Here is a 25,712-nt window from a genome sequence, read left to right as displayed (position 1 = left end):
TGATATTGATAGTAAGAGAGACTGATCTTCCTGGAGTGAAATTGCTAGAACCCGCAGTGTTTGGTGATCATCGTGGCTTCTTTATGGAGAGCTATAATGCTAAAACATTTGCTGAGCTTGGGCTTAATTATGACTTTATACAAGATAATCATTCCCTTTCAGTAGAATTGCATGTTCTAAGAGGTATGCATTATCAGCTTGGACCAAAGGCACAAACAAAGCTTGTAAGAGTTTCTGCGGGTAGGATCTATGATGTTGTCATCGATATAAGACACGGCTCACCTACTTTTGGACAATGGCAAGGCTTTGAATTATCTGCAGACAATAAACTTCAACTTTTGGTTCCACAAGGATTCGCTCATGGTTTTTGCACTCTAACTCACAATTGTGAAGTTCAATACAAAGTTGATGCCCTATATTCCCCCGAACACGACCGTGGCATCGCCTGGAACGATCCGGCACTAGCAATCGATTGGCCGACATCTACTCCGATTTTATCGGATAAGGATGGCAAGCATCCGGTGCTTGCCGATGCGGAAATCAACTTTGTATATGAAGGGTGAGTTAGACTCGTGAAATTACTAGTTACCGGCGGTGCCGGCTTTATAGGCAGCAATTTTGTATTGTATATGATTAAAAACTATCCAAATTACGAAATCATTAATGTTGATGCACTCACATATGCAGGCAATCTTGAAAACCTGCGATCGATTGAGCAGCATTCAAACTATTCATTCGTGAAAGCAGATATTGCTAAACGTTCAGAATTGGAGCCGTTATTCCAACAAGGCATCGACGCTGTTATTAACTTTGCAGCAGAATCTCATGTAGATCGCAGCATTTTGCATCCAGAGATTTTCGTACAGACAAACATTCTTGGTACTCAGACGCTTCTTGATCTTACAAAGCAATATAACGTAACTAAATTCGTTCAAGTTTCTACGGATGAAGTGTACGGAACGCTGGGTGAGACGGGGCTTTTCACGGAAGATACGCCGATTGTGCCAAACAGTCCATATTCGGCGAGCAAGGCCGGGGCGGATCTCCTTGTTAGAGCTTATCATGAAACGTTCGGACTAAACGTCAACATAACACGCTGCTCTAATAACTATGGTCCATACCAGTTTCCAGAGAAGCTTATTCCATTGATGATTCAGAATGCGCTTCAAGATAAGCCGCTTCCTGTATACGGGGATGGCCTCAATGTCCGTGATTGGCTTTATGTAGAGGATCACTGCAGCGCAATAGATCTCGTACTGCATAAAGGTGTTAATGGTGAAGTATACAACGTTGGTGGACGTAACGAGCGGAACAATCTGCAGGTTGTTCGCACGATTCTTGAAGAGCTTGGCAAGCCTGAGTCGCTGATCTCCTATGTAAAGGATCGTCTTGGTCATGATCGCAGATATGCAATTGATGCTGACAAGATTCGTAATGAATTAGGCTGGCAGCCGAAATTTAACTATGAGGACGGAATCAAGGAAACGATTCGTTGGTACCTTAGCAATACAGAGTGGATGGAGCAGGTTGCATCCGGCTCTTATCAACAATATTATGACACCCAGTACAAAGATCGCCTGGAGGCGAAAGAATAATATGGCTACTTTAAAAATCGTAGTTACTGGTGCGAGTGGGCAGCTTGGCCGAGAATTGTCGCAATGGACGACGGATACGGCTGAAATTATTGGATTAAGCCGAAGTGAGCTTGATATTACGAGTCTCCCAGCTTGCCGGAATTTATTTGCACTGCATCGTCCTGATGTTGTCATACACTGCGCCGCCTATACTGCGGTAGATAAAGCCGAGTCCGAGCCGGACGAGGCTTTTCGTGTGAATGCAGCTGCAACACGCAATGTTGCGGTAGCTGCTCGTGAGATCGGTGCAAAGCTTTGTTATATAAGCACCGATTATGTTTTTGATGGGAACAGCACTGTCCCTTACAATGAATATGATCAGATTAATCCTCAAACGGTATATGGTAAATCGAAATATGCTGGCGAACAAGCCGTTCAGACACTACATGATCGCTTCTATATTGTTCGGACATCATGGGTGTACGGGAAGTACGGAAATAACTTTGTGAAGACGATGCTGAAAATGGCTGGAGAGCGAGATAAGCTTAAAGTAGTTGCAGATCAAATCGGTTCGCCTACCTACACCTATGATCTTGCAGCTTTTTTGCTAGAGCTAGTGCAAACTGATTATTATGGTATTTATCATGCATCCAATAGCGGAGTTTGCTCTTGGTTTGAGTTCGCAAATGCTATATTTGAAGACAGCGGCACAACTATTCTTGTTGAGCCTTGTACGACAGCAGATTTCCCGCGGCCTGCGCCGAGACCCGCATATTCGGTTATGGATCATACTGCAATCCGCACTAATGGGCTCAACATGCTGCGGCCGTGGAGAGAAGCGCTTAACCACTATCTCAAAGACAGTGAGTGATATATGTAATGCCAACAGTAAGCGTTTGTATAGTAACTTATAACAGTGCGAAAGACATTCAGAACTGTTTGCAAGCTGTTTTAAAACAAAGCTTCCCTGTTGAACGCATTGTCGTCATCGACAATGCGTCAACTGATGGAACGGCTGATCAAGTGAAACCTTTTGCAGAGTATGTCTATTTCATAACGAACACGATCAATAATGGATTTGCCGGCGGCCAAAACCAGGCTATCCGAGAGACATCCTCCGATTATGTACTTGTGTTGAATCCAGATGTTACGCTAGACCCGAATTATTTACAAGAAATTATTGGTTTTATGGAACAAAAGCCGGAGGTTGGAAGTGCAACCGGACGGCTTGTTTTTTCGTCTAATATAGAAGTAATGGATAGCGCAGGACTTGGAATGAAACGAACTCGAAATGCATATGATCTAGCCGCAGGCGACCAAGCAGCGGACTGGAGTACAAAAAGAGCCGTATTTGGCGTATCTGGTGCAGCAGCAGTATATCGAAAGGCAATGATTCGTGATATCGAATATGATGGTGAATTTTTTGATGAACGCTTTTTTGCTTATAAGGAAGACGTAGATGTAGCATGGCGAGCGCAGAAGCTTGGCTRGACCTCATTTTACATACCTGAAGCAAACGCAGTACACCATCGAGGCTGGAAAAAGGGAAGCAGGAGCAGCGTTCCGCTGTTTGTTCGTCAGCATTCCTATCAGAACCGGTTTTTCACCCTTATAAAAAATGAACCTATCGGTTGGCACTCTCTATTAATAGGGCCGTTGATCCTAGCAACGGAAGTGGTGAAGCTTGGTTATATTATTTTACGTGAGCCAGGATTGTTACGCTGTTGGTCAATTATTTTCAAATCGCTTCCGAACATGCTTCAAAAGCGTAAATGGATTCAGGAAAAGGCAGTTCATAAACGGCACACTAAACATTAAATTAATTTTAAATGGGAAAATATGGGGTTCTCCTCCTATCCTATTTTTGGTACAATGCAGATAGAGTCGAAATTTAAGAGAATGCGGGTGAACACGGCGAATGCTAAGGCAAAACCAACGGTTTTTGACGCAATTATATATGCTGGCGGATTTATCCTGCACATTGGTCGTCTTTATGGCCGCGTATTGGCTTAAATTTTATAGCGGTCTACTGCCAAGCTTTAACTCGGTAGCGTTCTCTACTTATTTACTATGGGGAACGATTTATTCCTTTTCAGCAGTGCTGATCGGTTTTTACTTTCAGTTTTATTCGCCCAAACGACGTAAAAATTATTCCTACGAAGTGCTTCGTATTTTACAGATTCAAATGATTAGCTTTTTAGGTTTACTTAGCTTGTTCTTCTTTACCCGTGAAGTACATATCTCTCGTGAATTTCTAGCCATTTTCTTTTTCATGAATTTTATCGCCATTGCGTCATACCGATATTGGGTCAAATCGATCCTCGCTTCATTTCGTCGCAAAGGCTTTAATAAACGTTTTGTACTTATCGTTGGGGCTGGTTCCGTGGGACGCAGTTTCTATACGAATCTGCAGCAGCACCCGGATCTTGGTTATGAGGTAGTCGGCTTTTTGGATGATTATCAAGATGAGCATGCGACTGAGCATCAGTATATGAAGCCGATTATCGGAAGGCTTGATGCTTTGAAGCAAAAGCTGGATATGATGCCTATTGATGAAGTCATCATTGCACTGCCGCTTGAAGCGCATGCGAAGTATGCGGAAATTATTGAAATGTGTGAACGGACGGGCGTGAAGACGCTAATCATTCCTGATTTCTTTGATCTGCTGCCGGCTCGGCCATTTTTTGATAATTTTGCGGGCATCCCTCTTATTAATGTAAGGGATATTCCGCTCGATGAGCTGAGCAATCGGATATTAAAGCGCTGGTTTGATATCGCCTTCTCATTAGTAGCAATTGTTATAACGTCTCCAATCATGTTGTTCGCTGTCATAGGGCTTAAGCTGACATCACCTGGACCCGTATTGTTTAAGCAGGAGCGGATGGGGCTCGATCGCAAAACGTTCCATATGTTTAAATTCCGCTCGATGCGTGTATCAACGGATAAAGTATCAGATACACAGTGGACGGTAGAGAACGATCCAAGGCGCACCAAGTTTGGCAGCTTCCTTCGTCGCACGAGTCTGGATGAGCTGCCGCAGTTTTTCAACGTCCTGCTCGGCCATATGAGCGTGGTTGGTCCGCGGCCAGAACGTCCCTATTTCGTGAATCAGTTCAAAGAGGAAATTCCAAAATATATGGTTAAGCATCAGATTAGACCCGGGATAACAGGCTGGGCACAAACCAATGGCTTAAGAGGCGACACTTCCATACAAGACCGTATTATGTTTGATATTTTTTATATTGAAAACTGGACTTTTTTCTTTGATATCAAAATTATTTTCAAAACGGTACTGAAGGGCTTGATTAACAAAAATGCTTACTAACAGCGATTCAGCATGCCGAGTATCGATTATTATTCCTACATTAAATGCAGGGCCAGAGCTGGAAGAGCTATTAGAGCGATTGAAGCATCAGTCGCTTCCTCCATATGAAATCATCATCATGGATTCCTGCTCGGACGACGGAACGCAGGAGCGAGCGCTCAAGGCTGGAGCCCAAGTGATGCGCGTTGAACGCCGTGACTTCGATCACGGTGGTACGCGCAACGTTGCAGCGATGCAAGCACGCGGCGATATTTTGCTTTTTATGACGCAGGATGCCCTTCCTTGCAACGATAAGCTCATTGAAGAGCTGACTCGCCCACTTTTATCTGGAAATAATGTGGCGTATGCCTATGCAAGGCAACTGCCGAGACCAGAAGCTAATGTGCTGGAACGACTGGCAAGGGAACATAACTATCCGGCACAGTCGCAATTAAAAGCATATGAGGATATTGAAGAGCTTGGGATTAAAACATTTTTTTGCTCCAACGTATGCTCAGCGATTTGGCGTGAGACGTTTGAGACGATGGGACGGTTTCAGGAGCCAGTCATTTTTAATGAGGACTTGTTTATGGCTGCCAAATGCATATTGACTGGCTATAAGGTTGCTTACTGCGCAGAGGCTCTTGTTTTTCATTCGCATGACTATTCGATTAAGCAACAATTCAAGCGTTACTTCGATAATGGAATTTCTATGCGATGCAATACATGGATCATGCCTTACAGCGCGGTTGGCAAGGCAGGCTCAAAGCTTGTTAAGCTGCAGCTGAATGAGCTCAATCGAACCCGTAAATGGCATCTGATTCCCAAGCTGATCGCTGAATCAGCAGCAAAGCTGATCGGCTATAAGCTAGGCATGAATTACCGTTTACTGCCACAGTTTATAACAAGAAGGCTTAGCATGCATCGCCTTATCCTTACTCATATTGAAAATAATAATGCTGGCGTGACAATGAAACAATAATCCATTCATCAGATCTAATCATTAATCTGCAATACCTCAAATTCTAAAGCTCGTCCGATTAGCATTAATCGGCGGGCTTTTTTTTCATGTTATAAGATTTTATAAGAATAGGTATGTAAGCATGCGTTCAAACTAGAGGGACTTGTAAGATTCTGCACGGTAAGGAGAAAACGAGGTGTTATTTTAACTATGGTGTTCATTTGGCTGTCGGGAATATTAATCGTATACATTATTCAGCTCGCTGCGGTATTTGTGATGGAGCATAGTCGTCAAGCACAGTTGACTGCATGGCTTTTCATTACATTTATGTTCCCGTTCATAGGTTTTATAGCCTATATCATGCTTGGGAAAGACTTTGTCAGGCGCAGGTGTTTGGAACGATTTAAGCAGGAGACTATACGCTATGCTAATCAATTATCCCAGGAGGTTACAGAGGCAGCGGATATGGAAAATGAGCAGGTTGAGACACAAAAGAAACTGTTTGCCATGCTTACTGGCTTAGCACCGTTTCCGATTACTCGTAATAATGAAGCATTCGTTCTGAATAACGGTGATGACACATACGAGGAGATATTGAGAGAGCTGAAGCGAGCGACCCATCATATACATATGGATTATTACACGATTAGAGATGATGAAATTGGCCAACGCTTTTTGCAGGTGTTAACGAGTAAGGCGAGAGAAGGAGTCCAGGTTCGAGTTGTATATGATGGGATAGGAAGCCTGCATTTAAGTGATAAGTATRTCGAAGAGCTTCATCGTGCAGGAGTTCGGACAAGCTGCTTTTTACCGCCGCGCATCGCCTTTTTTGACAGAAAATTAAATTATCGCAATCATCGCAAAATCGTTGTAGTAGATGGGACCGTAGGTTTTATCGGAGGTATCAATATCGGTGATGAATACTTAGGAAAGGACCCTAAGCTGGGCTTCTGGCGGGATACCCATTTGCGTTTAAAAGGGGACTCCGTTTATTACCTGCAGGAGCTGTTCATGAACGACTGGGCCTTCGCGGCAAAAGAAGAGCTGGATGGTAAAGCGTATATGACGCCTCATCATTGCCTAGGAAATGAAAGGGTGCTGATGGTTTCAAGTAAACCGGGACAGCATGCTCATAAGATTGATGAAGTCATGTTTGCTGCGATAACAGCGGCTTTGACGAGGATATATATAACGACGCCTTATTTTATACCTGATTCCAGCCTGCTTATGGGTCTCAGAACTGCTGCACTCAGCGGGGTGGATGTGAGGTTGATTATACCGGGCATTGCGGACTCCAAGCTTGTGCTGCTTGCCACACTATCCTATATGCAAGAGATGCTGGATGCGGGAGTGAAGGTTTATCGCTATGAGAAAGGATTTATTCACTCGAAGGTGATGATTGTAGATCACATGCTGGCCACTGTTGGAACAGCAAATGTAGATATGCGCAGCTTGCTAAGTAATTTTGARCTGAACGCGGTGCTTTTTGACGAAGGGACGATTAAGAAGCTGGAAACGGATTTTATGGAGGATTTGAAGCATAGCCGAGAATTGGACAAAAAGACCTTTATGAATCGACCGAATCGACAAAAGGCAGCAGAAGAATTACTGCGCATGTTATCGCCGCTGCTGTGAACGATGCATGCTTGACTGCGTTTTCGGGCATATTTTTCGAAGGTGGATAAACCATGTTATTACCGCCGCGAATGCGAAATCAGGCCTACACGGTATACGTATTCGCCAAAACAAATGGGAGGGTATAACTATGACAGATACTAACGACGAGCAAAAACAAGAGGCGGCAGATCCGAAGCATGAGGGTCGAGAGGATTATTTTATGGATATCGACAGAATGGTAAATGAAGGATTGGGCGGCGGCAATGTAACGCTGCAAAACGGCCTTATTGACGAATCAACAACAGATACGATGGAACGTGAATCCAGATAGCAATTGTTCAATGAACTTATAAAAAAGGAGGGGTAGGCAGTATGGACGTAGCACGCGCGAAGCAAATATACGAATCAGAACAGACAGTTAAAGTTCATCTGGATGAGGATTCGGTCTGGATTGAAAATGTCGACGAGGCGAATGGGATGGCAACCGTTATGGTCGGCAACAATCCTGTGAACACAAAGACGGTATCCTGTGACCGATTGAAGGAAGAAGGTTAATCGTTACAAGCTAAGCAACAAGCAGCTGTACAGAAAAAGAGGCAATCCCAATAATAAATGGGAAAGCCTCTTTTTTGTTTATCCAATAACCATCTTAACCGCCAAAAGCTTCTCTAAACGCGATACAAAGCTGATTGCGATCGACTTCCCATAACTCGGCAATTTCAGCGCTGACATTCTCTTCCCACCAGTCGCATTGGATCTTCCGATTGTCTTTATTTTCGTGAACCCAGATCAGGTTGACAATAACCTTTTTAAAATAAAGTTTTTCAGCTTGCTCCATTTTCTCTTTGGACACCCAAAGTTTCATGCGCTTCACGGTGCGGTATAGCTCGTTGCTGCAGGCTCTGCGGATTTTACGCGCAGTCGGTAAGCCGGCTGTATGTTTTGGCGCGTTAGCTTTCATTATAGACCGACTCCTCTCTACCCCATATGTATGCGCCCGGGGAGAAGGAGGTCACTCGTTACAGCTGTTTGCCTGCTAATCTACTGTGATATATCCAACCATTGGTCCACCGTGGCGCATATCAGTATGGGTCAAGCATAAAATAGGATAAGTCCCCTCTTTTTTGGCAGTGAATCGTACAACCGTCGTTTTGCCTTTTAGTACTTCTCCCTTAATGCCAAGGCCTTCAATGACAAAGGGATGGCTTGCTCCACTTACACCACTAATATGCAGCTCAGTTAGTTCATCCTTTTGGACAACAATTTGACCCGGATCCCAGCGATACATTTCATGCTCTTTGCCGTCAGCGGTTTGTGACTTGTATTCAACCGTAACAATCTGGAAAATTCGCGGCTCTGACGGTTGTCCATCTACCTCTTTTGATCTGTCCCAGCTTAAGTAAACGCCGGTGAATACGATAAGGACTGCAACTACAATAAACAGTTGAATTTGTCGTTTACTTACAATAAAGACCTTTGACATGAAACGCTCACCTCATCCATTCGTATCATTTAAGGCTAGTCTATGCAGGGGCTTGTCAGCACATGACAAAAGTGGAAGGTTGTCTGTATCGTATGTTAGAATAGCTTCAGCGCAGCAAAAGCAAGCGAAAGCCATATTTTATGCAGGAAGGCGGATTGAGAACAGGAATGGATTTTATTCATGAAGTATTGGACAATGTATTGCAATGGGTAGAGAGTCTAGGGTACTTTGGTATTTTGATCGGACTATTGATTGAAGTTATACCAAGTGAAATTGTGCTCGGCTTTGGAGGTTATCTCGTATACAAAGGGGATATTTCCTTCTGGGGGGCAGTGTTGTTTGGTACGTTAGGAGCAATTGGACAAAACTGGATTTTATATTGGATTGGCAGATATGGCGGACGGCCAATCGTCGAGAAATACGGTAAATATATAAAGATCAAACAAAAACATGTAGATATTTCTGAAAATTGGTTTAACAAGTATGGCGTAGGCATCGTGTTCACTGCACGTTTTGTGCCGGTAATGAGACAGGTTATTTCAATTCCAGCGGGTATGGCAAGAATGAATTTTGGATTATTTACATTGCTGACTGCACTTGCTTCTCTGCCATGGTCTATATTGTTTATTTATCTGGGCAAATCGCTTGGCGAGAACTGGGATAAAATCGATGAGAAAGCTGCGCCTTATGTACAGCCTGCTATTCTTATCGCAATTGCACTCCTTATTATTTATGTCCTTTTCAAATTTGTACGCTCACGCCGCAAATCGGTATAATAGAACAGTCAACCTTGCATTTTTTTCTGATGAGCAACCATTAAATAGACGAAAGAGGGATTCATATGAGCAAAAGCATTGCAGATAAACTGGGCAAAGGAATTAGCCCGCAACAATTTATTGACGGCATGACCAAAAATAAAGAGCAGTTTTTGGATTGGTCGGAAAAGTTCGTATGGACTGATGAGAGCGACAAGGAATATTTCGAATCGCTTAACAATCGTGATGATCTTCGTGTATTGATCCTGATGGCTGATTGGTGTGGCGATGTTGTACGGAATATTCCTGTTGTATTCAAAGCGCTTGAGAACAGCGGCGTTCCGATTGACGTGCTCATTATGGAAGAGCATCTCGACACGATGGATCAATTTTTGACACTTGGCGGCCGTTCTGTACCTGTCGTTATTGTTGCGGATACAGGCGGAGCAGTGCTAGGCAAGTGGGGACCGCGTCCTACTCATGTTCAGGAAGCTATGCTCGCGTTCAAAAAAGAAAATCCAGACCGTGAAGCAGCCGACTATCAAGAGAAGCTGGCGATTACAAGACAGGAAATTGGCCGTCGTTATGGAGAAGGAACTGAATATCAATCCGTTATTGTGAAAGAGCTCCGCACTTTGTTGGAGTCATTTTAAACGAATATGAGTGAGAATATGAAGATTGAAACTTTTACATTAGGTCCCCTGCAAACGAATGCTTATCTCATCACGGTGAAGGAGCCTGCAACAGTAAATGGTGAAGAGGCGCAGGAACGAGGCATCGTGATTGATCCAGGAATGAATCCGCGCAAGCTGATTGAGCGCCTTAAAGGTGTGAAGGTGGAGGCAATTCTATTGACTCACGCTCATTTCGATCATATGGGCGGCGTGGATGAAGTGCGAAAGCTGGCTGACTGTCCTGTGTACATACATGACTTGGAGGCAGACTGGCTAACGGATCCGCGTAAAAATGGTTCAATGAGATGGCAGGATGTAACGCCTCCGCTCTCAACGGACCCCGCTGAATATGCGCTCGCGGAAGGTCAAACCTTATCGCTGCTTGGATTATCTTTCCGAGTCATGCATACACCGGGGCATTCTCCCGGCAGCGTAAGCTTCCTGCATGGCAACCATCTGTTCTCAGGCGATGTGCTCTTCAAAATGTCAGTTGGCCGAACGGACCTGCCGGGCGGACGTGAACGTGATTTATATGACTCCATTCGCTTGAAGCTGTACAAACTAAACCCAGAAGTCATTGTATATCCAGGACATGGCGGACGTACGACGATTGGTTTTGAAATGGCGAACAACCCATATACGGGTGCATGAAGCATGAGGAAGGGGCATGACGTTTGGCGGATACAAAGGTACAGCATTTTACAGATGATGTAGAAGAAAATGCGGGAAAATCGAAATTGACAGTGGAACAGAAAGCTGCCGAAAGTCAGCGAATTATTACTGGAATAGCTGCACAGTTATCGATCCCGGTAACAAAAGTGAAATCTGCAGTAGGCTTGCTCGATGAGGGCAACACCATTCCATTTATCGCGCGTTATCGGAAAGAGATGACAGGTGAGCTGGATGAGAATGATCTAAGAGCAATCGAAGAGAAGCTGCAATATATGCGGAACCTGGAAGAGCGCAAACGCGAGGTTATTCGTCTAATCGATGAGCAAGGCAAGCTGACTGAAGAGCTGCGCGCTTCGATTACCCAATCGGTTAAGCTGCAAGAGATAGAAGATCTATATCGGCCATATCGGCAAAAGCGTAAGACTCGTGCGAGCGTCGCGAAGGAAAGAGGGCTGGAGCCGCTATCAGAATGGCTGTGGTCACAGCCGCGCAGCGGTGATCCGCTTGTTGAAGCTGCCCGTTATGTGAACGAGGAAAAAGGTGTACCGACTGCTCAGGATGCTTTAAATGGAGCTTCGGACATCATTGCCGAAAATATTGCCGATGATGCATCTATTCGCGCTTGGGTTCGCAAATTCACATTTGATCAAGCGCTAATCAAGACAGAAGCAAAAAATGCTGCTGAGGAAACGGTATACGAAATGTATTACAGCTATCAGGAGCCGGTTCGAAAGCTTCCTCCACATCGTGTTCTTGCGATTAATCGTGCTGAACGCGAGGATGTGCTGCGTGTTGCCTTTGATGTTCCTACGGAACGCATTCATGAGCATATCCAGAGAAAGCTGCTTAGAAACGGGACTGCGCAATCTGTACGCGATGTGCTTGTATCGGTCATTGAAGACTCTTATAAGCGTCTTATCTCGCCATCCATTGAGCGTGAGGTTCGTGGCGAGCTGACAGAAAAGGCAGAGGAGCATGCCATTTCCATTTTCTCTGAAAACTTGCGCAATCTGCTGCTTCAACCGCCCGTTCGCGGCAATATCGTGCTCGGAGTTGATCCGGCTTTCCGTACCGGGTGCAAACTAGCAGTCATTGATGATATTGGCAAGCTGCTGGAGGTCGCGGTATCTTATCCAACTCCTCCGAACAACAAAGTGGCTGAAGCTGAGAAGCTCATCAATGGTTTAATTGATAAATACAAAGTAGAATTGATCGTTATAGGCAACGGAACAGCCTCACGTGAGACGGAACAATTTATTGCTGACTTAATAGGCAAGCGCAAAGCGGCCGGAGCGGACGGCGCTGAGCTTAAGTACATAATTGTCAACGAAGCAGGCGCAAGCGTGTATTCGGCTTCTAAGCTCGCTCAGGAGGAGTTTCCGGCGTTAGACGTCGCAGAGCGCAGCGCAGTGTCGATTGCCCGCAGATTGCAGGACCCGCTTGCAGAACTCGTTAAAATCGAGCCTAAAGCAATCGGAGTTGGACAATATCAGCATGACGTTAGTCAAAAGCGCCTTGATGAGACGCTTGGCGGTGTAGTAGAGTCAGCGGTTAACCATGTTGGCGTCGATGTGAACACAGCATCAGCATCCTTGTTATCCTACGTGGCGGGCATTAATGCTACCATCGCTAAAAATATCGTGAAATATCGTGATGAAAACGGACGCTTCATTAAACGAAACCAGCTGCAGAAGGTACCGCGTCTTGGCGCAAAATCCTATGAGCAATGTATTGGTTTCTTGAGAATTGCTGAACCAGTCAATCCTCTAGACAGCACGCCGATTCATCCGGAATCTTATGAGGTTGTAGACAAGCTGTTTAGTGAGATGGACCTTAGCCTTAAGCAGTTAGGCTCAGAGGAGCTAAGAACAAAGCTTGCCGAGCTAGACGCAGATCGTATCGCGCCAACGCTTGGCGTGGGCGTACCTACTTTGCGGGACATCATGGATAGCTTGCTTCGTCCGGGTCGCGACCCGCGTGAAGAGCTTCCTCCTCCGATTTTCCATACTGATGTACTCAATATCGAGGATCTGGCTCCAGGAATGGAACTTCACGGGACAGTGCGGAATGTCATCGATTTTGGTGCGTTTGTCGATATCGGCATCAAAAATGATGGGCTCGTTCATATTTCACAGCTTAGCGATAAATTCGTTAAACGTCCGATGGATGTTGTATCTGTCGGTGACACGGTTACGGTATGGGTGCTTAGTGTCGATTCGAAAAAAGGCCGAGTAAGCTTGACGATGCGCAAGCCTAACTAACGGTTTCCATATATAAAGGGCTTGCCTGTTAGGAGGCAAGCCCTTTATAATTTAACAAGTGCATGGGCATCGCCTACTACCCTACAAAAGGAGTGAGATGACTATGAAGACAGAAAAGGCAAGCGGATCAGCCCATTCAAAATGGTTTGGACTCGCTTTGCAGGCACTCGTTATTTTATCGCACAAATCAGAATGTTATCCAAGTGCGGCTATTGCCGGCTGCTTGAACTCGGAAGCAACACAATTGCGGAAAGTGCTGGCTAAGCTGGCTGCTGGGCAATTAATTGAAACAAGAGAAGGCCGTGATGGAGGTTATAGGCTGAAACGCCCTCCAGAGGCGATATCGCTCGCTGAGGTGTACATTGCTCTCAAAGTAGGAGAACCTCTCTGCAGCGGCATGCTGGATACAATCAGCCTGCATGATGCTGGAATGAATATGAAGTCAGCATTCATGGATATTGCAAATGAGATTGAACAGAATACGATCGAAACACTGCAGCAGTTTACAATTGCGCAGCTTGCTCAAAAGACATTGCCTAATTCTTCTTAAAAAGTAATTAAATTTACTAAAGTTAGTCGATTGACAAAAGTATCGACACGACCTATACTGTGTATATAAATGATACAGTTTATCTTTCATTAACTGTGCCCTGCGAAGCACAGTATATTCGCGAGATTAACTGAGTAGAATCTTGCACAGATAAAAATTTTCCTTTGGAGGGAACCATATGACAACAACTCAAAGCAATTCACAAGAAACTCAAACGAATGAACAATTGAATGCAACTTTCTTTGATGTTTTAAATAGCCGTCGTTCTGTACGTGAATACGACAGCAGTGCAGTAATTTCTGAGGAAGAAATCAGAGACATTCTTGCAACTGCGATCAAAGCGCCATCTTCATCGAATATGCAGCCTTGGCGTTTTCTCGTTGTAACTGATCCTGAACTGAAGCAAAAGCTGCTTCCCATCGCATTTAACCAAAAGCAGGTAGCTGCTGCATCAGCGATTGTTATTGTTCTAGCTGATTTGGAAATGTACACGTTGTCCGAAAAAATTTATGGATCTGCGATTGAAGCAGGTTTCATGACTGAAGAAGTGGGCAACAACTTTATTGCGAATTCTACGAAAATGTACTCAGCTTTGCCAGCAGAGCGCTTGAAAGAAATCGTTGTATTTGACACAGGCCTAGTGGCGATGCAGCTTATGCTGACAGCTCGTGCTAAAGGGTATGATTCCGTTCCTATGGGCGGATATAACCGTGATCAAGTGATGGAACTGTTTAATATTTCGGATCGTTATTTGCCGACGTTGATGCTTCCAATCGGCAAAGCAGCAGTAGAAGGCCGTGAAACAACTCGTCTATCGGTTGATGATGTTACATTTTTTAACAAATTTTAATTTATCGATAACCAAACAATAACAAAAAGCGACCCTCAGATAGTGGGGGTCGCTTTTGTTATTCTAACGATAAGTAATTAGGAGTTCGCCATTACATTCTGCTTTATTTCACCGTTTAAACGAGCTAATCCCTTAAAAGTATGGCAGCAGCCCTATACGGTTATGTGGTTGGGCAGTGATCGATTACTGAAATTCGGTGAATTCGGTTCCGGTGCCTTCTTCCTTTGAACCTTGTTTGTTGCGGTAAAAATACCAGCAGTCATTAAGCAGCTTAATTTGTCTGCGGTCTTTCTTTTGAAATGCACGCATCATTTGATTGCACAGCCACTGTGGCATACCTATCGTTCTCCTTCCCCAGGCCTAACTTGTTGTAATACTACAATATGGGGAAGGGCGTGTGTCCGTGCAGGTCCTACCTATATACTCTGTTCTTCTTCATACTCTTCGTACCACTGTTCAAGCTGAGCTTGCAGGGCGCGAATTTCTGTTAAAAGCGAAATAAGCGGATAGGACTTCTCTTGTACGCCGGCAAAATCCTTCTCAAGGCTGTTGATGTAATCCAGGCCTGAGACGATATTAATGGAATTGTCGTGAAGCTCAACATCGTTGCACTCTGCTACAGCATAAGGCAATACTGGAACATGCTCTGCTGTTAGCTTGTCAATTTCTTTATGAAGCCGGAGGTTAAGCGCGCTTAGCTGATAAGCGTGCGATTCAGGCATTTCCACGAAAAAGATGATGTCATTTTGTTTCAATAGGACGTAGCGCATAGTTGCCATAATAATTATTGATCTCCCCTTTAGTTTGTTACCGTACATATACTGTAAATTTTCTGCACATTTAATAATTCCTACTTGACAGTGTAGCCTATGCCAGCTTTAAAATTCAAGTAGTTGGGGGAGAATAATGAATGAATAATGAGGCGCTGCAGCAATGGGTTGAGCATATTTCGATAACCTTTTTTAATCGTCCGTTTTTACATCAAGCCACATTCAACAGCCGACTTAAAGCAACAGGAGGACGCTACTTTACAAGGTCCCATAATATTGAGATCAGTCCTCATCAGCTTTCGGCTTTCGGGCATGAAGAAACCGAGAAAATTATTAAGCATGAGCTTTGCCATTATCACTTGCATATATTGAAGCGGGGATACCAGCATCGTGATATTGAATTCAAACAGCTGCTGGCTCAGGTAGGCGGCTCACGCTATTGTCAGTCCTTGCCTGAACGCGCGCAGCGTAAGCAGCAGCCATTTCGGTACAAGCTTGTTTGTACCAAATGCGGGATGGAGTATCTGCGCAAAAGGAAGATTGATCCGGCTAAATACGCTTGTGGAAAATGTCGCGGAAAATTAGTGTTAAAAGTGATTGACAATCAAAGTAGTACATGATATATTATTACTTGTCACTTTTACTTTTCCCTGATAGCTCAGTTGGTAGAGCACTCGACTGTTAATCGAGTTGTCACAGGTTCGAGTCCTGTTCGGGGAGCCAGATTTGGAGAGATACCCAAGTGGCTCAAGGGGACCCTCTGCTAAGGGGTTAGACTGCGTAAGTGGTGCGAGGGTTCGAATCCCTCTCTCTCCGCCACATTTTTCTCACAAGTGTTTGCAACGGGAAGACCGTTCATCCGGTCTTTTTTATTTGCCACAGTGGTTGCAGCATCGTGGAAATCTCATTTGAATTGTTCTGTATGGCCCGTTGGTCAAGTGGTTAAGACACCTCCCTTTCACGGAGGTAACAGGGGTTCGAGTCCCCTACGGGTCACCAATTATTCACACAAAAAAATGTACTAGCTCTTCGGAGCTCGTTTACAATTACAGCGAGAGCCATTAGCTCAGTTGGTAGAGCACCTGACTTTTAATCAGGGTGTCGAAGGTTCGAGTCCTTCATGGCTCACCATTTTCTTGATTAAGAAGATGCGAGCGATGAACGTTCGACTTATAAATGTGCGGTAGTGGTGGAACGGCAGACACGCTATCTTGAGGGGGTAGTGTCCCATGGACGTGCAGGTTCAAATCCTGTCTACCGCACCATAACTTACTCTTTGCCGATGTATATAGGTGAACTTAGAAGGTGTCATTTTGCATGCACTTTTCTGATAGATGATGCCACTTTATATTCAGATCATAAATCTGACTAGAGAGTGGTTTTTTCGTTATAAGTTGCTCGAGCCGTGAAAACAGATGCATCATTAGAGATGAGGAGCTGTAAACATGAAAATAAACTTAAACTTTACGAACAAGGGACAAGCAGCGATTAGCAAATTTAACAACGAGGAATTGCTTGAGATTTTCGCACGGTACAGCAATACCTTAATGAAAAAATACTCAATCGAAGTAACTGTACCAGCAGAAGGCAATGAAGCGATTATCGAAAGAGGCAAATTATCGGTATTTGTAGACAAAATCGAATGTGACGTTGAAACCTTCTTCAAAGAATTGGGAAGAGACGTTAAGGTGCCGCTTAAGAAAAGACTTACGCCTGAAGACAAGTTAGACAATGTATTTAAGGCTGAAACGATTGAATCGTAAGGCTAAAATTATATTTAAAAAACTTGAGAAAAAATGCTTGAACTTCTGATGATAAGCTGATATAATCATTTTTGTTGTCTCAAGCATATTTGTTCTCTTAGTTCCAGACGGCCCGTTGGTCAAGTGGTTAAGACACCTCCCTTTCACGGAGGTAACAGGGGTTCGAGTCCCCTACGGGTCACCATTAATCCTCAAAGTGTACCAGCTCTATGGAGCTCGTTGCAATCACACGAGAGCCATTAGCTCAGTTGGTAGAGCACCTGACTTTTAATCAGGGTGTCGAAGGTTCGAGTCCTTCATGGCTCACCATTTTCTTTGATAAGAAGATGTGAGTGAAGGATCGTACAATTTACAATGTGCGGTAGTGGTGGAACGGCAGACACGCTATCTTGAGGGGGTAGTGTCCCATGGACGTGCAGGTTCAAATCCTGTCTACCGCACCAAAGTATATAAATCGTACGGCTCTAGTGATAGAGCCGTTTTTTTGTGTGTTCTAACAAAAAAAGAAACCCTACTTATCGTCATATTTAAAAAGTGGGAATACTAGAGGTTGGAATGGTTGATTATATATTTAGAGCGTTATATATTTATCGGAGTGGGGGGTGTTCAAATGCCGGGGGTTCATAGTAATTTAAAAGAAATCATGAGAGCTAAAGATCCAAACCTATCGATTAGGCAGCTTGCCAAAGATATTGACTATCATTTTGATTCTGTTCGGAAGATGTATAAGGATGAGATGGTTCAATATCCGCGGGATCTGTTATGGAGGTTATGCAAATATTTTGATGTAAGTCCTGGACAGTTTATTGTAGTCGTTCATGATGATAAAGATATAGATCCAGATAAATAAAAGGGAACCCTGTACATTTTGTATAGGGTTCCCTTTACTATTTATATGATAATTATGCGGAAGCGACTGCTTCTTCGGCTTGTGCTTGCGAGATTTTAACTAACATTGCATCAGGATCGGACAAAACTTCGATGCCTTCATGGAAGGAGAGATCAGACACTAGTAAATGATCTCCTATTTTAAGGCCGCTAATATCTACCTCGAATGCGCTGAGCAGATTGTCTGGCATGCAGCGAACCTCTACTTCGTACATCTCAACTTGAAGCATTCCGCCTTCTTTGACACCTGCTGGTTCTCCGGAGAAATGAATCGTTACTTTCGAATCTAAACTCACATTCATATTCAATTGATAGAAATCAACGTGAACAATTTTGTTGCTTAGCGGATCTCTTTGTATATTTTGAATTAATACTGGCTTATTCCCTTTTTCCGGAATAGCTGCATTTAAAATAGCGCGCGGGTTGTGCTTTATGACTGATAATATTTCTTTCTCAGCGACGATAACAGAAATGCTGCCGACATCCTTACCGTATACAATAGCTGGTACCTGTCCTTGCTTTCTTAATAGATTAATCTTAGATTTGCTTAAATCGACCCGTTCGTTTAACTGGATAGTATTGCTCATCATTTGTTGCCTCCTAATCGAATGGGGTACTGTCAAACCGACAATAAAAAAGACCGATTAGCAATAGAATGTCTAATCAGCCCGCTAACGACCATATTTTCTTGTCATATGTTAATTTTATCACAAGTTCTCGACTTGTCAAATCAGTGCAAATCCGGCTCGATTGACAAGAAAATATGGTCGTGTTAAGGTTTAAACAGCAGATAGGAGCGGAATTGCAAGAAAAGGCAGCAACTGAAAGCTGTTAAGTGGTAACACTGGGATAGCTAAAAACCAAAAGCATATCGTTTAATCTCGGAAATAAAGACATCTTTATTTCTTTTTTTTATTGTCATTTGTAAATTTTTTAAAAATAAGGGAGCGATTTCATTGAAAAAAGTTTTAATCAAGCGGAATATAGCATTTTTGGGAACGAGTTTGCCTAGAGAATGCGGATTAGCTACTTTTTCTCAGGATCTGATGAATGAGATCGAACAAATGCAAGATTTTAATGCACCACGCATGATTGCGGTTAACAACAACAAGTCCTATGCGTACGGCAATCAGGTGATGGCTCAGATTGGACAGCACAATCGTGCAGATTATAGCAAAATAGCCATTGATCTTAATCAATCCAATATCGATATGTTAGTCATTCAGCATGAGTTCGGCATTTACGGCGGGGAAAGCGGAGAATACGTTTTGGAATTGGCAGCGAAGCTCAAAATCCCGTTTATCGTTATTTTTCATACCGTATTGTCCGAACCGAGCGAGAAACAGCGTTTAATTATGAAGCAGCTGGCGGATTTAAGCTATAAGGTCATTACGATGGCCCATACCAAAATACAGGATTTGCATGAGGTTTACGGCATAACGCTTGAAAAGATAGAGATGTTCCATCATGGGGTTCCGGTAGTTGCGACCGAATCTAGAAATGAGCTTAAAGAAAGGTTCGGGTATACGAATCGGCAAATCATTTCAACATTCGGTTTTTTAAGCCCAGGCAAAGGGATTGAATATGCCATAGAGGCCATGAACGGCGTAGTGAAGAAGCACCCGGAAGCACTTTATATGATTTTAGGCAAAACGCATCCTGTTGTGAAACAAGAGGTTGGAGAAGTGTACAGGACGAAGCTGACAGATCTAGTGGAAAAGCTAGGCCTTCAGCAGCATGTTACGTTTGTTGATAAGCATCTAACGCAAGAGGAGGTTGTTCAATCTCTTGTATTGTCGGATATTTATATGACGCCTTATCTTGGCAAGGATCAAGCTGTAAGTGGAACACTAGCATTCGGAATTGGTTACGGCAGGGTGATTATTTCGACTCCGTACCGCTACGCTGTTGAGATGCTGGCTGACGGAAGAGGATTGCTCGCAGATTTCCACAATTCCGCATCATTAGAAAATCATATTGTAACGATATTGGACGATCCGAATCTAAAAGCGGAAATGGAGAGCAAGACGCTCGCTTTAGGCAGTACAATGATGTGGAATGAAGTCGCCAAATCTTACGCGGTACTTTTCCGTGAAACGATGGCACATCATTATGTGTTAAAAGGAAGTGCGGTTTAATGGGAGTAAGTATGATCAAGCCGTTATCAACCGATTATTTACGCTCATTAACAGATGATACAGGCATCTTCCAGCATACTAAATTCGGTATTCCCGACCGTTCCAAAGGTTATACTTCCGATGATAATGCAAGGGCTTTGATTGCGGCAGTTATGCTCAATAAGCGCATTAGAGATAAGGAATCCTTGAACCTTATAAATACGTATTTGGCCTTTATTCATCATGCTCAAAATGAAGACGGCAGCTTTCGAAACTTTATGGACTACAACCGTTTGTTCATAGAAAAAACAGGCTCTGAGGATTGTCTGGGGCGCTGTTTGTGGGCGCTTGGATTTACACTTTCGGAGCCATCCGTCCCGCATAATGTGCAAAATACATGTAAATATATGATCAATCAAGCGCTGCCGCATGTGCGGAGCTTGAGATCGCCAAGAGCGATGGCTTATGCAATTATCGGCTTAACTTCCATGATGCAGACCGAGAACGCGCTCCGTTATAAGTTCCCATATCCGAATATGGAAAGCGATGATCCAGCCTTTCTTCCAGAGGCTCAAATCGTTTCGTTAATTGAGGAATTAGCGATGAGGCTGCATACGCAGTATCAAAGCAATAAAGGAGAGGGCTGGCAGTGGTTTGAGGATCGTATTACTTATGGCAATGCGATGCTGCCTTGGGCGCTTTTCAAAGCATCACATTTTTCGCATATAGAAGCATTCAGACAAACCGCTAAAGAAAGCTTGGACTTTCTAGCTTTAATTACTTTTGCAAAAGAAGGTTATTTCAAACCCGTGGGCAGTCATGGCTGGCTTGATAGAGGCGGAGAAGCAGCGTTATATGACGAGCAGCCGATAGAAGCTTGCGAGATGCTGTTAGCCTGCTTAGAAGCGTACAAGACGTTAGGGAAGGAAACCTATCGCGAGCAAGCTTCCTTATGCTATGAATGGTTTCATGGGCGGAACTCCCGTCATGAATCGTTAATAGATGCAGAGACCGGCGGCTGTTACGATGGCATACATGCAAGCGGCCTGAATTTAAATCAAGGCTCGGAAAACATTGTTTCATACTGCATGGCTCATGAGGTGATGCACAATAAATAAATTTGCTACGATTCTCGCAGGCGGAGGCGGAACACGTTTTTGGCCTTTATCCCGGCAGGAGCTGCCAAAGCAGCTGATCAATATAAGCGGTACCGACATTATGCTCAATGATACGATTGAACGCTTTAACGGTGTTATTCCGATGGAAAACACGATCGTAGTAACGAATCGCACCCAAGCGGTGCTGCTCGAGAGGATCATGCATAAGAGTGTTCAGCACGTTAACATTCTGGTAGAGCCTGTTGCCAAAAATACGGCAGCGAGCATACTCCTTGCGGCTTTATTTATTGAGAAAAACCATGGTGATTCTCTTATGGTCGTATTTCCATCCGATCATCATATTACCGAATCGGATAACTTTAAGAAAACATTGAATGATGCTTGCATCGTGGCTATGGAGACAAACAAGATTGTTACGATTGGCATCAAGCCTACCTTTCCTTCAACTGGCTATGGTTATATTTCTTGCAAGAAAGACTCTTTCATTAAGGAGCCTTGTCATGTTTATGAGGCAGCCGAATTTGTCGAAAAACCTAATTTTGCAAAAGCGCAATCCTATCTTCAATCCGGTCATTATTTGTGGAACAGCGGTATGTTTATTTGGAAAACCTCCTGCATCATTGATAATTTCAAAAGGTTTCTTCCGAGGCTCTTTAAAACAATGCTCCCTTTAATTGCGTACATGGGCACGGAGCGCGAAGAGGAAATGATTAATGAGATTTATCCTTTGCTGCAAAACATTTCAATCGACTATGGTATTTTAGAGCGCAGTGACGAGGTTGTCGTTATTGAAGGCGATTTTGGATGGAATGATATTGGAAGCTGGGATGCGCTCGGCGCGATATTTCCTCCAGATGAGCATGGAAACATTGTCAAAGCGAACTACGTAGGCATCGACACTCAGAACTCCATCATCTACGGCGATGACCGGCTCATCACTACAATTGGAATTGATGGTCTGATTATTGCGGATACCAAGGATGCGCTGCTGATATGTGCCAAAGACAAGGCGCAAGAGGTAAAGGAAATCGTTAGAATATTGAAAGATAAAGGAATGCACGAATACGCCTAAGAAAGGCTCACATTCAAATGAACCCCATGATGAAGCTGGAATGGATAACGAAAACATGCAAAGAGCTGCTGCTAGAATATGAGCCTGCTCAAAAACAAGGATCGAAGCTGCATTTTGCTGGCGTTGGGGACCGCGATGTTTACAATATTACTGCTCCATTCTTGAATGAGGGGGAGCTTTATATTGCCGGCCGTGTGGAAGATCGCCATTCGGAGGAATCCGAGATTAACTTCTTTACATGCAAAGATGGGATATGGACTCCGAAGCTGGATTTGCCTAAGTTTCAGCTGCAGGATCCCTTTATTACGAAAATTAACGGCGAATGGATCTTCGGCGGTGTGCATCTTTATTTTGACTCTGAAACATCGAGGTCGATCATAGGCTGGAAAACCGTGCTTTACCGAGGAGAAAATTTGCATGAGCTTGTACATGCTGCAACAGGCCCTTGGAACATGAAGGATATTCGCTTAACACAATTATCTGATGGGAAGATCGGTATTTTTTCGAGACCATTTGGGATTGAAGGCACGAGAGCTGTAATCGGCTTTAGCATCATTGATTCCTTTGAGGAGTTGTCGGAAACAGCTATTATTAACGCTCCATTGTTTCGTGATCAATTTCTAAAGGATGAATGGGGAGGGGCAAATGAAATTCATTTGCTCAAAAATGGTTATCTCGGCGTATTAGGCCACATCTCCTACACGGACGAGGAGTCTAATCTTCATTATCATGCGATGTCATTTGTTCTCAATCCTTGGACGAGAGAGAAGTCACCGGTCAAAATCATAGCAACAAGAAGCGACTTCCCTGAGGGTCCGGCTAAACGCCCGAATTTAGTTGATGTAATATTCAGTGGTGGACTGGTCCGCAAGGCTAACAACCGAGCGGAGCTCTATGTGGGAGCTAGTGACACGGAGGCGCATTACATCGATATTGCAGACCCGTTCACGGAGTACGAAGCGATGAAGCAAGATGAAGCTGAAAGCTAAAGCTGGCTGCTAGGCTAAGGGCGAATGGTAACACGCGTGCCAATAGGCACTATTTTGGACAAGGCGAGTACATCATCGTTAAACATTCGGATGCAGCCGTGTGAGACGATATGTCCGATGGAAGAAGGATCGTTTGTGCCATGGATGCCATAATGCGGCTTTGAGAGCCCCATCCAAAAGGCGCCGAACGGTCCGCCGGGATTGGGCTGCTTATTAATAATCGTAAATTCACCTGTAGGCGTTTGAGTTACCATTTTGCCGATGCCAACGGGAAAAGCTTGAGTGACGACGTCGCCGTCCAGCAGATAGAGCTGACGATCGGAAAGATCGATGATAATACGGTAGTCGGGCATGGGGGACTCACTCCTTTTCTCCTATGTTATGTAGAGCGGCAGCGGTTTGCTTCAAAGATTTAGGCGCGCCCAAAAAAAGAGCCCAAAGGATGTGTCCTAGGGCTCTTTGGTCATTTTATTTTATAGTAAATAACTCTAGCAATATTCTGCCTCGCCCTCGTTTTCCCTCGCATTGTTTATGCGCTTGTTTTACATCTGCTAGAGAATAGACAGTGTTGATCTCTGCTTTGATCGTTCCATCTGCAATGAGTTGAGCAAGCTGTTCAAGGTTAGCATGTGTCGGGAACTTTGTGTTGAATGTAGCTGTTACATTAAATTCCTTGGCTTTTTCTTTGGAGGGAAGCTGCGTTAGTGCGACCAATTTGCCGCCTTGTTTAATAACAGACCATGAACGATCTTCTGTAGTTCCGCCGACTGCATCAACGACAAGATCAACATCATGAACTACGCTCTCAAAAGCTGTAGTCGTATAATCAATGACTTGGTCTGCACCAAGCGACTGAATATAGTCTATATTTCCTGTGGATGCCGTTCCGATGACAGTCGCGTCTTTCCACTTGGCCAACTGCACTGCGAAATGCCCCACACCGCCAGCAGCAGCATGGATAAGTACGGTCTGTCCTGCGCCTAGCTCTCCTTCTGAAAATAAAGCTTTCCAAGCGGTGTCAGCTCCGCCTCTAATGGTAGCAGCCTCTTTCAGCGAGAGTCTGTCTGGCATATGCACCAGCTCTTTTGGCTCAGCAATCGCATACTCTGCATAAGCTCCTTTTACCGAACCAAACACGCGGTCACCTGCTTTAAACTCGCTTACAGCGGAACCGACAGTGTCTATGACACCGGACATGATTGTGCCTGGGATATACGGAAAGGTTTGCGGAAATCTGGCATGCATCCAGCCATTTCGGATTTTGTAATCGACAGGGACAATTCCCGCATAATGAACACGTATGAGAACCTCATTATCTTTTGGAACAGGAACGGGGATGCTCTCAAGCTGCAGCACCTCTTCATTGCCATATTGATATACTCTTATTGCTTGCATCGCTTGATCCGACATAGGGAAGCAGCTCCTTTAAATTTTTTATATCGTTCAAATGCTCGGCTATTTGTATATGAGTTAAATGTACCTTGATGCTATTAAGGAAGCAAGCAGGCACTTTTTTGCGGATCGTAACGATTCCTTAAGATTAGCTTGCTCAGCTTCTATGGTACAATAAAAGTAATAGATGAATGAACATCATGATTTTTCTTAAAGAGGTGCAGATTATGATCCTAGTAAGCTCTTGTTTAGCAGGGTATGAGGTAAGATATAATGCAACGCATAGTGTAAATGAAATCATTCAACAATTGGTGCAGCAAAAGAAAGCCGTTGCTGTATGTCCTGAATTGCTGGGCGGTTTCTCTACTCCAAGAGAGTCAGCCGAAATTGTTGGCGGCGACGGCGATGATGTGTTAAACGGTACAGCTAGAGTAGTAGAGAAATCGGGCAGGGACGTAACGGCGATGTATATGGAAGGTGCACACATTACGCTAAAAAAAGCGAAGGAAGTAAATGCGGAAGTGATTGTACTTAAGGAATACAGCCCTTCTTGCGGCAGCGCCATGATTTATAATGGGGAGTTTAAAGGCAATAAGAGGACTGGAAATGGGGTTACGACTGCTCTGCTTAGAAGAAACGGCATAAGAGTGATATCCGAAGAGCAGCTTGGGGAATTTTTGGTGGAAATGAGTTTCTAGCAGAAATAAATTCAAGAAAATAATAGAATCATAAATAAAAAGGAGCCTCCTAGGAGCAATGTCATTAAGTTAACATAAGAGTCAGGACCGGGAATAAAAATAGAATCAGAAACGGCTTGGGAAAAAGTCCTGTGCCGTTTCTTTTTTTATGCAAGTATGAAAAAAGGGAACAGCAAACAAGCGGATGGATGATCAGCTTAAAAA

The 25,712-nt window shown here is 43.9% G+C and carries 30 protein-coding genes and 8 tRNA genes; 31 read left to right on the top strand and 7 right to left on the bottom strand.

Translation table 11 applies throughout. The features are described 5' to 3' along the window. The first annotated feature begins 5 nt into the window (after positions 1-5). The 9 genes from rfbC (at position 6) to AC1DM9_RS28590 (ending at position 8,011) form a co-directional block, all read left to right on the top strand. On the top strand, positions 6-563 hold the full coding sequence (gene rfbC / locus AC1DM9_RS28630; protein WP_477550987.1) for a dTDP-4-dehydrorhamnose 3,5-epimerase: 558 nt from the start codon (positions 6-8) through the stop codon (positions 561-563). A 9-nt stretch (positions 564-572) separates the two neighbouring features. After that, entirely contained in the window at positions 573-1,595 is a 1,023-nt protein-coding gene (rfbB, locus tag AC1DM9_RS28625) for a dTDP-glucose 4,6-dehydratase (RefSeq protein ID WP_477583462.1), read from the top strand. Position 1,596: 1 nt separating this feature from the next. Continuing rightward, positions 1,597-2,445: a dTDP-4-dehydrorhamnose reductase gene (rfbD, locus tag AC1DM9_RS28620; RefSeq protein WP_477583460.1), complete on the top strand. Its 849-nt coding sequence runs from the start codon at positions 1,597-1,599 to the stop codon at positions 2,443-2,445. A gap of 8 nt (positions 2,446-2,453) precedes the next feature. Continuing rightward, positions 2,454-3,392, top strand: a complete 939-nt coding sequence (locus tag AC1DM9_RS28615; RefSeq protein ID WP_477583458.1) for a glycosyltransferase family 2 protein — start codon at positions 2,454-2,456, stop codon at positions 3,390-3,392. A gap of 100 nt (positions 3,393-3,492) precedes the next feature. Then, on the top strand, positions 3,493-4,899 hold the full coding sequence (locus AC1DM9_RS28610) for an undecaprenyl-phosphate glucose phosphotransferase (RefSeq protein WP_477583456.1): 1,407 nt from the start codon (positions 3,493-3,495) through the stop codon (positions 4,897-4,899). Beyond that, positions 4,889-5,860 carry a glycosyltransferase family 2 protein gene (locus AC1DM9_RS28605; RefSeq protein ID WP_477583454.1) on the top strand — a complete coding sequence of 324 codons (972 nt, stop codon included), beginning with the start codon at positions 4,889-4,891 and terminating at the stop codon, positions 5,858-5,860. Before AC1DM9_RS28610 ends, AC1DM9_RS28605 begins: the two co-directional genes overlap by 11 nt. A gap of 189 nt (positions 5,861-6,049) precedes the next feature. Continuing rightward, complete coding sequence (gene cls / locus AC1DM9_RS28600) at positions 6,050-7,474, top strand: cardiolipin synthase (RefSeq protein WP_477583452.1); 1,425 nt, start codon at positions 6,050-6,052, stop codon at positions 7,472-7,474. A 130-nt stretch (positions 7,475-7,604) separates the two neighbouring features. After that, the gene (locus AC1DM9_RS28595; RefSeq protein WP_076271822.1) at positions 7,605-7,787 is read left to right on the top strand and encodes a hypothetical protein; all 183 of its coding nucleotides are present in this window, start codon (positions 7,605-7,607) and stop codon (positions 7,785-7,787) included. Between the two features lie 41 nt (positions 7,788-7,828). Beyond that, positions 7,829-8,011: an H-type small acid-soluble spore protein gene (locus AC1DM9_RS28590; protein ID WP_339204576.1), complete on the top strand. Its 183-nt coding sequence runs from the start codon at positions 7,829-7,831 to the stop codon at positions 8,009-8,011. Between the two features lie 94 nt (positions 8,012-8,105). On the opposite strand, the gene AC1DM9_RS28585 is transcribed toward AC1DM9_RS28590, so the two are convergent. Then, entirely contained in the window at positions 8,106-8,417 is a 312-nt protein-coding gene (locus AC1DM9_RS28585) for a dehydrogenase (RefSeq protein ID WP_441876393.1), read from the bottom strand. 75 nt (positions 8,418-8,492) lie between these two features. Next, entirely contained in the window at positions 8,493-8,939 is a 447-nt protein-coding gene (locus AC1DM9_RS28580; RefSeq protein ID WP_441876396.1) for a cupredoxin domain-containing protein, read from the bottom strand. A 167-nt stretch (positions 8,940-9,106) separates the two neighbouring features. On the opposite strand from AC1DM9_RS28580, the gene uptA reads away from it, so the two are divergent. The 6 genes from uptA to AC1DM9_RS28550 all read left to right on the top strand — a co-directional run bounded on the left by uptA (position 9,107) and on the right by AC1DM9_RS28550 (position 14,701). Beyond that, entirely contained in the window at positions 9,107-9,715 is a 609-nt protein-coding gene (uptA, locus tag AC1DM9_RS28575; RefSeq protein WP_076271826.1) for an undecaprenyl phosphate transporter UptA, read from the top strand. A 65-nt stretch (positions 9,716-9,780) separates the two neighbouring features. Next, entirely contained in the window at positions 9,781-10,347 is a 567-nt protein-coding gene (locus tag AC1DM9_RS28570) for a thioredoxin family protein (RefSeq protein ID WP_477583450.1), read from the top strand. An 18-nt stretch (positions 10,348-10,365) separates the two neighbouring features. After that, positions 10,366-11,019: an MBL fold metallo-hydrolase gene (locus AC1DM9_RS28565; protein ID WP_477583448.1), complete on the top strand. Its 654-nt coding sequence runs from the start codon at positions 10,366-10,368 to the stop codon at positions 11,017-11,019. Positions 11,020-11,042: 23 nt separating this feature from the next. Further along, positions 11,043-13,301, top strand: coding sequence for a Tex family protein (locus AC1DM9_RS28560; RefSeq protein WP_477550978.1), 2,259 nt, complete (start codon positions 11,043-11,045; stop codon positions 13,299-13,301). 103 nt (positions 13,302-13,404) lie between these two features. Continuing rightward, positions 13,405-13,851 carry an RrF2 family transcriptional regulator gene (locus AC1DM9_RS28555; RefSeq protein ID WP_441876406.1) on the top strand — a complete coding sequence of 149 codons (447 nt, stop codon included), beginning with the start codon at positions 13,405-13,407 and terminating at the stop codon, positions 13,849-13,851. 178 nt (positions 13,852-14,029) lie between these two features. Next, positions 14,030-14,701, top strand: coding sequence for a nitroreductase family protein (locus AC1DM9_RS28550; RefSeq protein ID WP_076271830.1), 672 nt, complete (start codon positions 14,030-14,032; stop codon positions 14,699-14,701). 183 nt (positions 14,702-14,884) lie between these two features. On the opposite strand, the gene cmpA is transcribed toward AC1DM9_RS28550, so the two are convergent. Next, on the bottom strand, positions 14,885-15,037 hold the full coding sequence (gene cmpA / locus AC1DM9_RS28545; RefSeq protein WP_339204569.1) for a cortex morphogenetic protein CmpA: 153 nt from the start codon (positions 15,035-15,037) through the stop codon (positions 14,885-14,887). A gap of 80 nt (positions 15,038-15,117) precedes the next feature. Then, the gene (locus AC1DM9_RS28540) at positions 15,118-15,480 is read right to left on the bottom strand and encodes a hydrolase/acyltransferase (protein ID WP_339204568.1); all 363 of its coding nucleotides are present in this window, start codon (positions 15,478-15,480) and stop codon (positions 15,118-15,120) included. Between the two features lie 131 nt (positions 15,481-15,611). Here AC1DM9_RS28540 and AC1DM9_RS28535 point away from each other — a divergent pair, with 131 nt between their 5' ends. From AC1DM9_RS28535 to AC1DM9_RS28485, 11 genes are all read left to right on the top strand, one after another. Further along, positions 15,612-16,091, top strand: a complete 480-nt coding sequence (locus tag AC1DM9_RS28535) for a SprT family protein (RefSeq protein WP_441876414.1) — start codon at positions 15,612-15,614, stop codon at positions 16,089-16,091. Between the two features lie 27 nt (positions 16,092-16,118). Further along, positions 16,119-16,194: transfer RNA gene (locus tag AC1DM9_RS28530), tRNA-Asn, on the top strand. Positions 16,195-16,199: 5 nt separating this feature from the next. Beyond that, positions 16,200-16,290 (top strand) — tRNA-Ser (locus AC1DM9_RS28525). 105 nt (positions 16,291-16,395) lie between these two features. Then, positions 16,396-16,470, top strand: a tRNA-Glu gene (locus AC1DM9_RS28520). A 56-nt stretch (positions 16,471-16,526) separates the two neighbouring features. Then, positions 16,527-16,602, top strand: a tRNA-Lys gene (locus AC1DM9_RS28515). A 49-nt stretch (positions 16,603-16,651) separates the two neighbouring features. Next, positions 16,652-16,736, top strand: a tRNA-Leu gene (locus AC1DM9_RS28510). Positions 16,737-16,916: 180 nt separating this feature from the next. After that, positions 16,917-17,234: a hypothetical protein gene (locus AC1DM9_RS28505; protein ID WP_076267429.1), complete on the top strand. Its 318-nt coding sequence runs from the start codon at positions 16,917-16,919 to the stop codon at positions 17,232-17,234. 109 nt (positions 17,235-17,343) lie between these two features. Continuing rightward, positions 17,344-17,418 (top strand) — tRNA-Glu (locus AC1DM9_RS28500). 49 nt (positions 17,419-17,467) lie between these two features. Beyond that, a tRNA-Lys gene (locus tag AC1DM9_RS28495) sits at positions 17,468-17,543 on the top strand. Positions 17,544-17,592: 49 nt separating this feature from the next. Next, positions 17,593-17,677: transfer RNA gene (locus AC1DM9_RS28490), tRNA-Leu, on the top strand. Between the two features lie 167 nt (positions 17,678-17,844). Beyond that, entirely contained in the window at positions 17,845-18,084 is a 240-nt protein-coding gene (locus tag AC1DM9_RS28485; protein WP_339204567.1) for a helix-turn-helix domain-containing protein, read from the top strand. A 52-nt stretch (positions 18,085-18,136) separates the two neighbouring features. On the opposite strand, the gene AC1DM9_RS28480 is transcribed toward AC1DM9_RS28485, so the two are convergent. Next, entirely contained in the window at positions 18,137-18,712 is a 576-nt protein-coding gene (locus AC1DM9_RS28480) for a 50S ribosomal protein L25 (protein ID WP_477583445.1), read from the bottom strand. A 366-nt stretch (positions 18,713-19,078) separates the two neighbouring features. Here AC1DM9_RS28480 and AC1DM9_RS28475 point away from each other — a divergent pair, with 366 nt between their 5' ends. The 4 genes from AC1DM9_RS28475 to AC1DM9_RS28460 are packed head-to-tail and all read left to right on the top strand — an operon-like array spanning position 19,079 to position 23,418. Further along, on the top strand, positions 19,079-20,260 hold the full coding sequence (locus AC1DM9_RS28475) for a glycosyltransferase family 4 protein (RefSeq protein WP_477509099.1): 1,182 nt from the start codon (positions 19,079-19,081) through the stop codon (positions 20,258-20,260). Next, on the top strand, positions 20,260-21,357 hold the full coding sequence (locus tag AC1DM9_RS28470) for a glycosyltransferase (RefSeq protein ID WP_477583443.1): 1,098 nt from the start codon (positions 20,260-20,262) through the stop codon (positions 21,355-21,357). The genes AC1DM9_RS28475 and AC1DM9_RS28470 overlap by 1 nt, the downstream gene beginning before the upstream one ends. Next, on the top strand, positions 21,350-22,429 hold the full coding sequence (locus AC1DM9_RS28465) for a mannose-1-phosphate guanylyltransferase (RefSeq protein WP_339204562.1): 1,080 nt from the start codon (positions 21,350-21,352) through the stop codon (positions 22,427-22,429). The genes AC1DM9_RS28470 and AC1DM9_RS28465 overlap by 8 nt, the downstream gene beginning before the upstream one ends. 26 nt (positions 22,430-22,455) lie before the next feature. Continuing rightward, positions 22,456-23,418 (top strand): DUF1861 family protein, encoded by a 963-nt coding sequence (locus tag AC1DM9_RS28460; RefSeq protein ID WP_477583441.1) that lies wholly within the window; start codon positions 22,456-22,458, stop codon positions 23,416-23,418. 14 nt (positions 23,419-23,432) lie between these two features. Here AC1DM9_RS28460 and AC1DM9_RS28455 read toward each other — a convergent pair whose 3' ends face one another. After that, positions 23,433-23,771, bottom strand: coding sequence for a L,D-transpeptidase (locus AC1DM9_RS28455; protein WP_076267434.1), 339 nt, complete (start codon positions 23,769-23,771; stop codon positions 23,433-23,435). A gap of 115 nt (positions 23,772-23,886) precedes the next feature. Continuing rightward, complete coding sequence (locus AC1DM9_RS28450; protein ID WP_477550975.1) at positions 23,887-24,828, bottom strand: NADP-dependent oxidoreductase; 942 nt, start codon at positions 24,826-24,828, stop codon at positions 23,887-23,889. A gap of 209 nt (positions 24,829-25,037) precedes the next feature. Here AC1DM9_RS28450 and AC1DM9_RS28445 point away from each other — a divergent pair, with 209 nt between their 5' ends. Continuing rightward, on the top strand, positions 25,038-25,508 hold the full coding sequence (locus tag AC1DM9_RS28445; protein WP_477509095.1) for a 2-thiouracil desulfurase family protein: 471 nt from the start codon (positions 25,038-25,040) through the stop codon (positions 25,506-25,508). Positions 25,509-25,712: the final 204 nt, after the last annotated feature.

It is taken from the genome of Paenibacillus sp. 01T431 (assembly GCF_056398625.1).
The sequence above is the reverse complement of the archived record's forward strand: the minus strand, read 5'-3'. Positions and strand labels throughout refer to the sequence as shown.

What these genes read in the sequence shown, in the direction of transcription:
- rfbD (WP_477583460.1), top strand. Translation starts at nt 1,597, where the DNA reads ATGGCTACTTTAAAAATCGTAGTTACTGGTGCGAGTGGGCAGCTTGGC.
- AC1DM9_RS28610 (WP_477583456.1), top strand. Translation starts at nt 3,493, where the DNA reads ATGCTAAGGCAAAACCAACGGTTTTTGACGCAATTATATATGCTGGCG.
- AC1DM9_RS28605 (WP_477583454.1), top strand. Translation starts at nt 4,889, where the DNA reads ATGCTTACTAACAGCGATTCAGCATGCCGAGTATCGATTATTATTCCT.
- AC1DM9_RS28595 (WP_076271822.1), top strand. Translation starts at nt 7,605, where the DNA reads ATGACAGATACTAACGACGAGCAAAAACAAGAGGCGGCAGATCCGAAG.
- AC1DM9_RS28590 (WP_339204576.1), top strand. Translation starts at nt 7,829, where the DNA reads ATGGACGTAGCACGCGCGAAGCAAATATACGAATCAGAACAGACAGTT.
- AC1DM9_RS28585 (WP_441876393.1), bottom strand. Translation starts at nt 8,417, where the DNA reads ATGAAAGCTAACGCGCCAAAACATACAGCCGGCTTACCGACTGCGCGT.
- AC1DM9_RS28580 (WP_441876396.1), bottom strand. Translation starts at nt 8,939, where the DNA reads ATGTCAAAGGTCTTTATTGTAAGTAAACGACAAATTCAACTGTTTATT.
- uptA (WP_076271826.1), top strand. Translation starts at nt 9,107, where the DNA reads ATGGATTTTATTCATGAAGTATTGGACAATGTATTGCAATGGGTAGAG.
- AC1DM9_RS28570 (WP_477583450.1), top strand. Translation starts at nt 9,781, where the DNA reads ATGAGCAAAAGCATTGCAGATAAACTGGGCAAAGGAATTAGCCCGCAA.
- AC1DM9_RS28565 (WP_477583448.1), top strand. Translation starts at nt 10,366, where the DNA reads ATGAAGATTGAAACTTTTACATTAGGTCCCCTGCAAACGAATGCTTAT.
- AC1DM9_RS28555 (WP_441876406.1), top strand. Translation starts at nt 13,405, where the DNA reads ATGAAGACAGAAAAGGCAAGCGGATCAGCCCATTCAAAATGGTTTGGA.
- AC1DM9_RS28550 (WP_076271830.1), top strand. Translation starts at nt 14,030, where the DNA reads ATGACAACAACTCAAAGCAATTCACAAGAAACTCAAACGAATGAACAA.
- cmpA (WP_339204569.1), bottom strand. Translation starts at nt 15,037, where the DNA reads ATGCCACAGTGGCTGTGCAATCAAATGATGCGTGCATTTCAAAAGAAA.
- AC1DM9_RS28540 (WP_339204568.1), bottom strand. Translation starts at nt 15,480, where the DNA reads ATGGCAACTATGCGCTACGTCCTATTGAAACAAAATGACATCATCTTT.
- AC1DM9_RS28535 (WP_441876414.1), top strand. Translation starts at nt 15,612, where the DNA reads ATGAATAATGAGGCGCTGCAGCAATGGGTTGAGCATATTTCGATAACC.
- AC1DM9_RS28505 (WP_076267429.1), top strand. Translation starts at nt 16,917, where the DNA reads ATGAAAATAAACTTAAACTTTACGAACAAGGGACAAGCAGCGATTAGC.
- AC1DM9_RS28485 (WP_339204567.1), top strand. Translation starts at nt 17,845, where the DNA reads ATGCCGGGGGTTCATAGTAATTTAAAAGAAATCATGAGAGCTAAAGAT.
- AC1DM9_RS28480 (WP_477583445.1), bottom strand. Translation starts at nt 18,712, where the DNA reads ATGATGAGCAATACTATCCAGTTAAACGAACGGGTCGATTTAAGCAAA.
- AC1DM9_RS28470 (WP_477583443.1), top strand. Translation starts at nt 20,260, where the DNA reads ATGGGAGTAAGTATGATCAAGCCGTTATCAACCGATTATTTACGCTCA.
- AC1DM9_RS28460 (WP_477583441.1), top strand. Translation starts at nt 22,456, where the DNA reads ATGATGAAGCTGGAATGGATAACGAAAACATGCAAAGAGCTGCTGCTA.
- AC1DM9_RS28455 (WP_076267434.1), bottom strand. Translation starts at nt 23,771, where the DNA reads ATGCCCGACTACCGTATTATCATCGATCTTTCCGATCGTCAGCTCTAT.
- AC1DM9_RS28450 (WP_477550975.1), bottom strand. Translation starts at nt 24,828, where the DNA reads ATGTCGGATCAAGCGATGCAAGCAATAAGAGTATATCAATATGGCAAT.
- AC1DM9_RS28445 (WP_477509095.1), top strand. Translation starts at nt 25,038, where the DNA reads ATGATCCTAGTAAGCTCTTGTTTAGCAGGGTATGAGGTAAGATATAAT.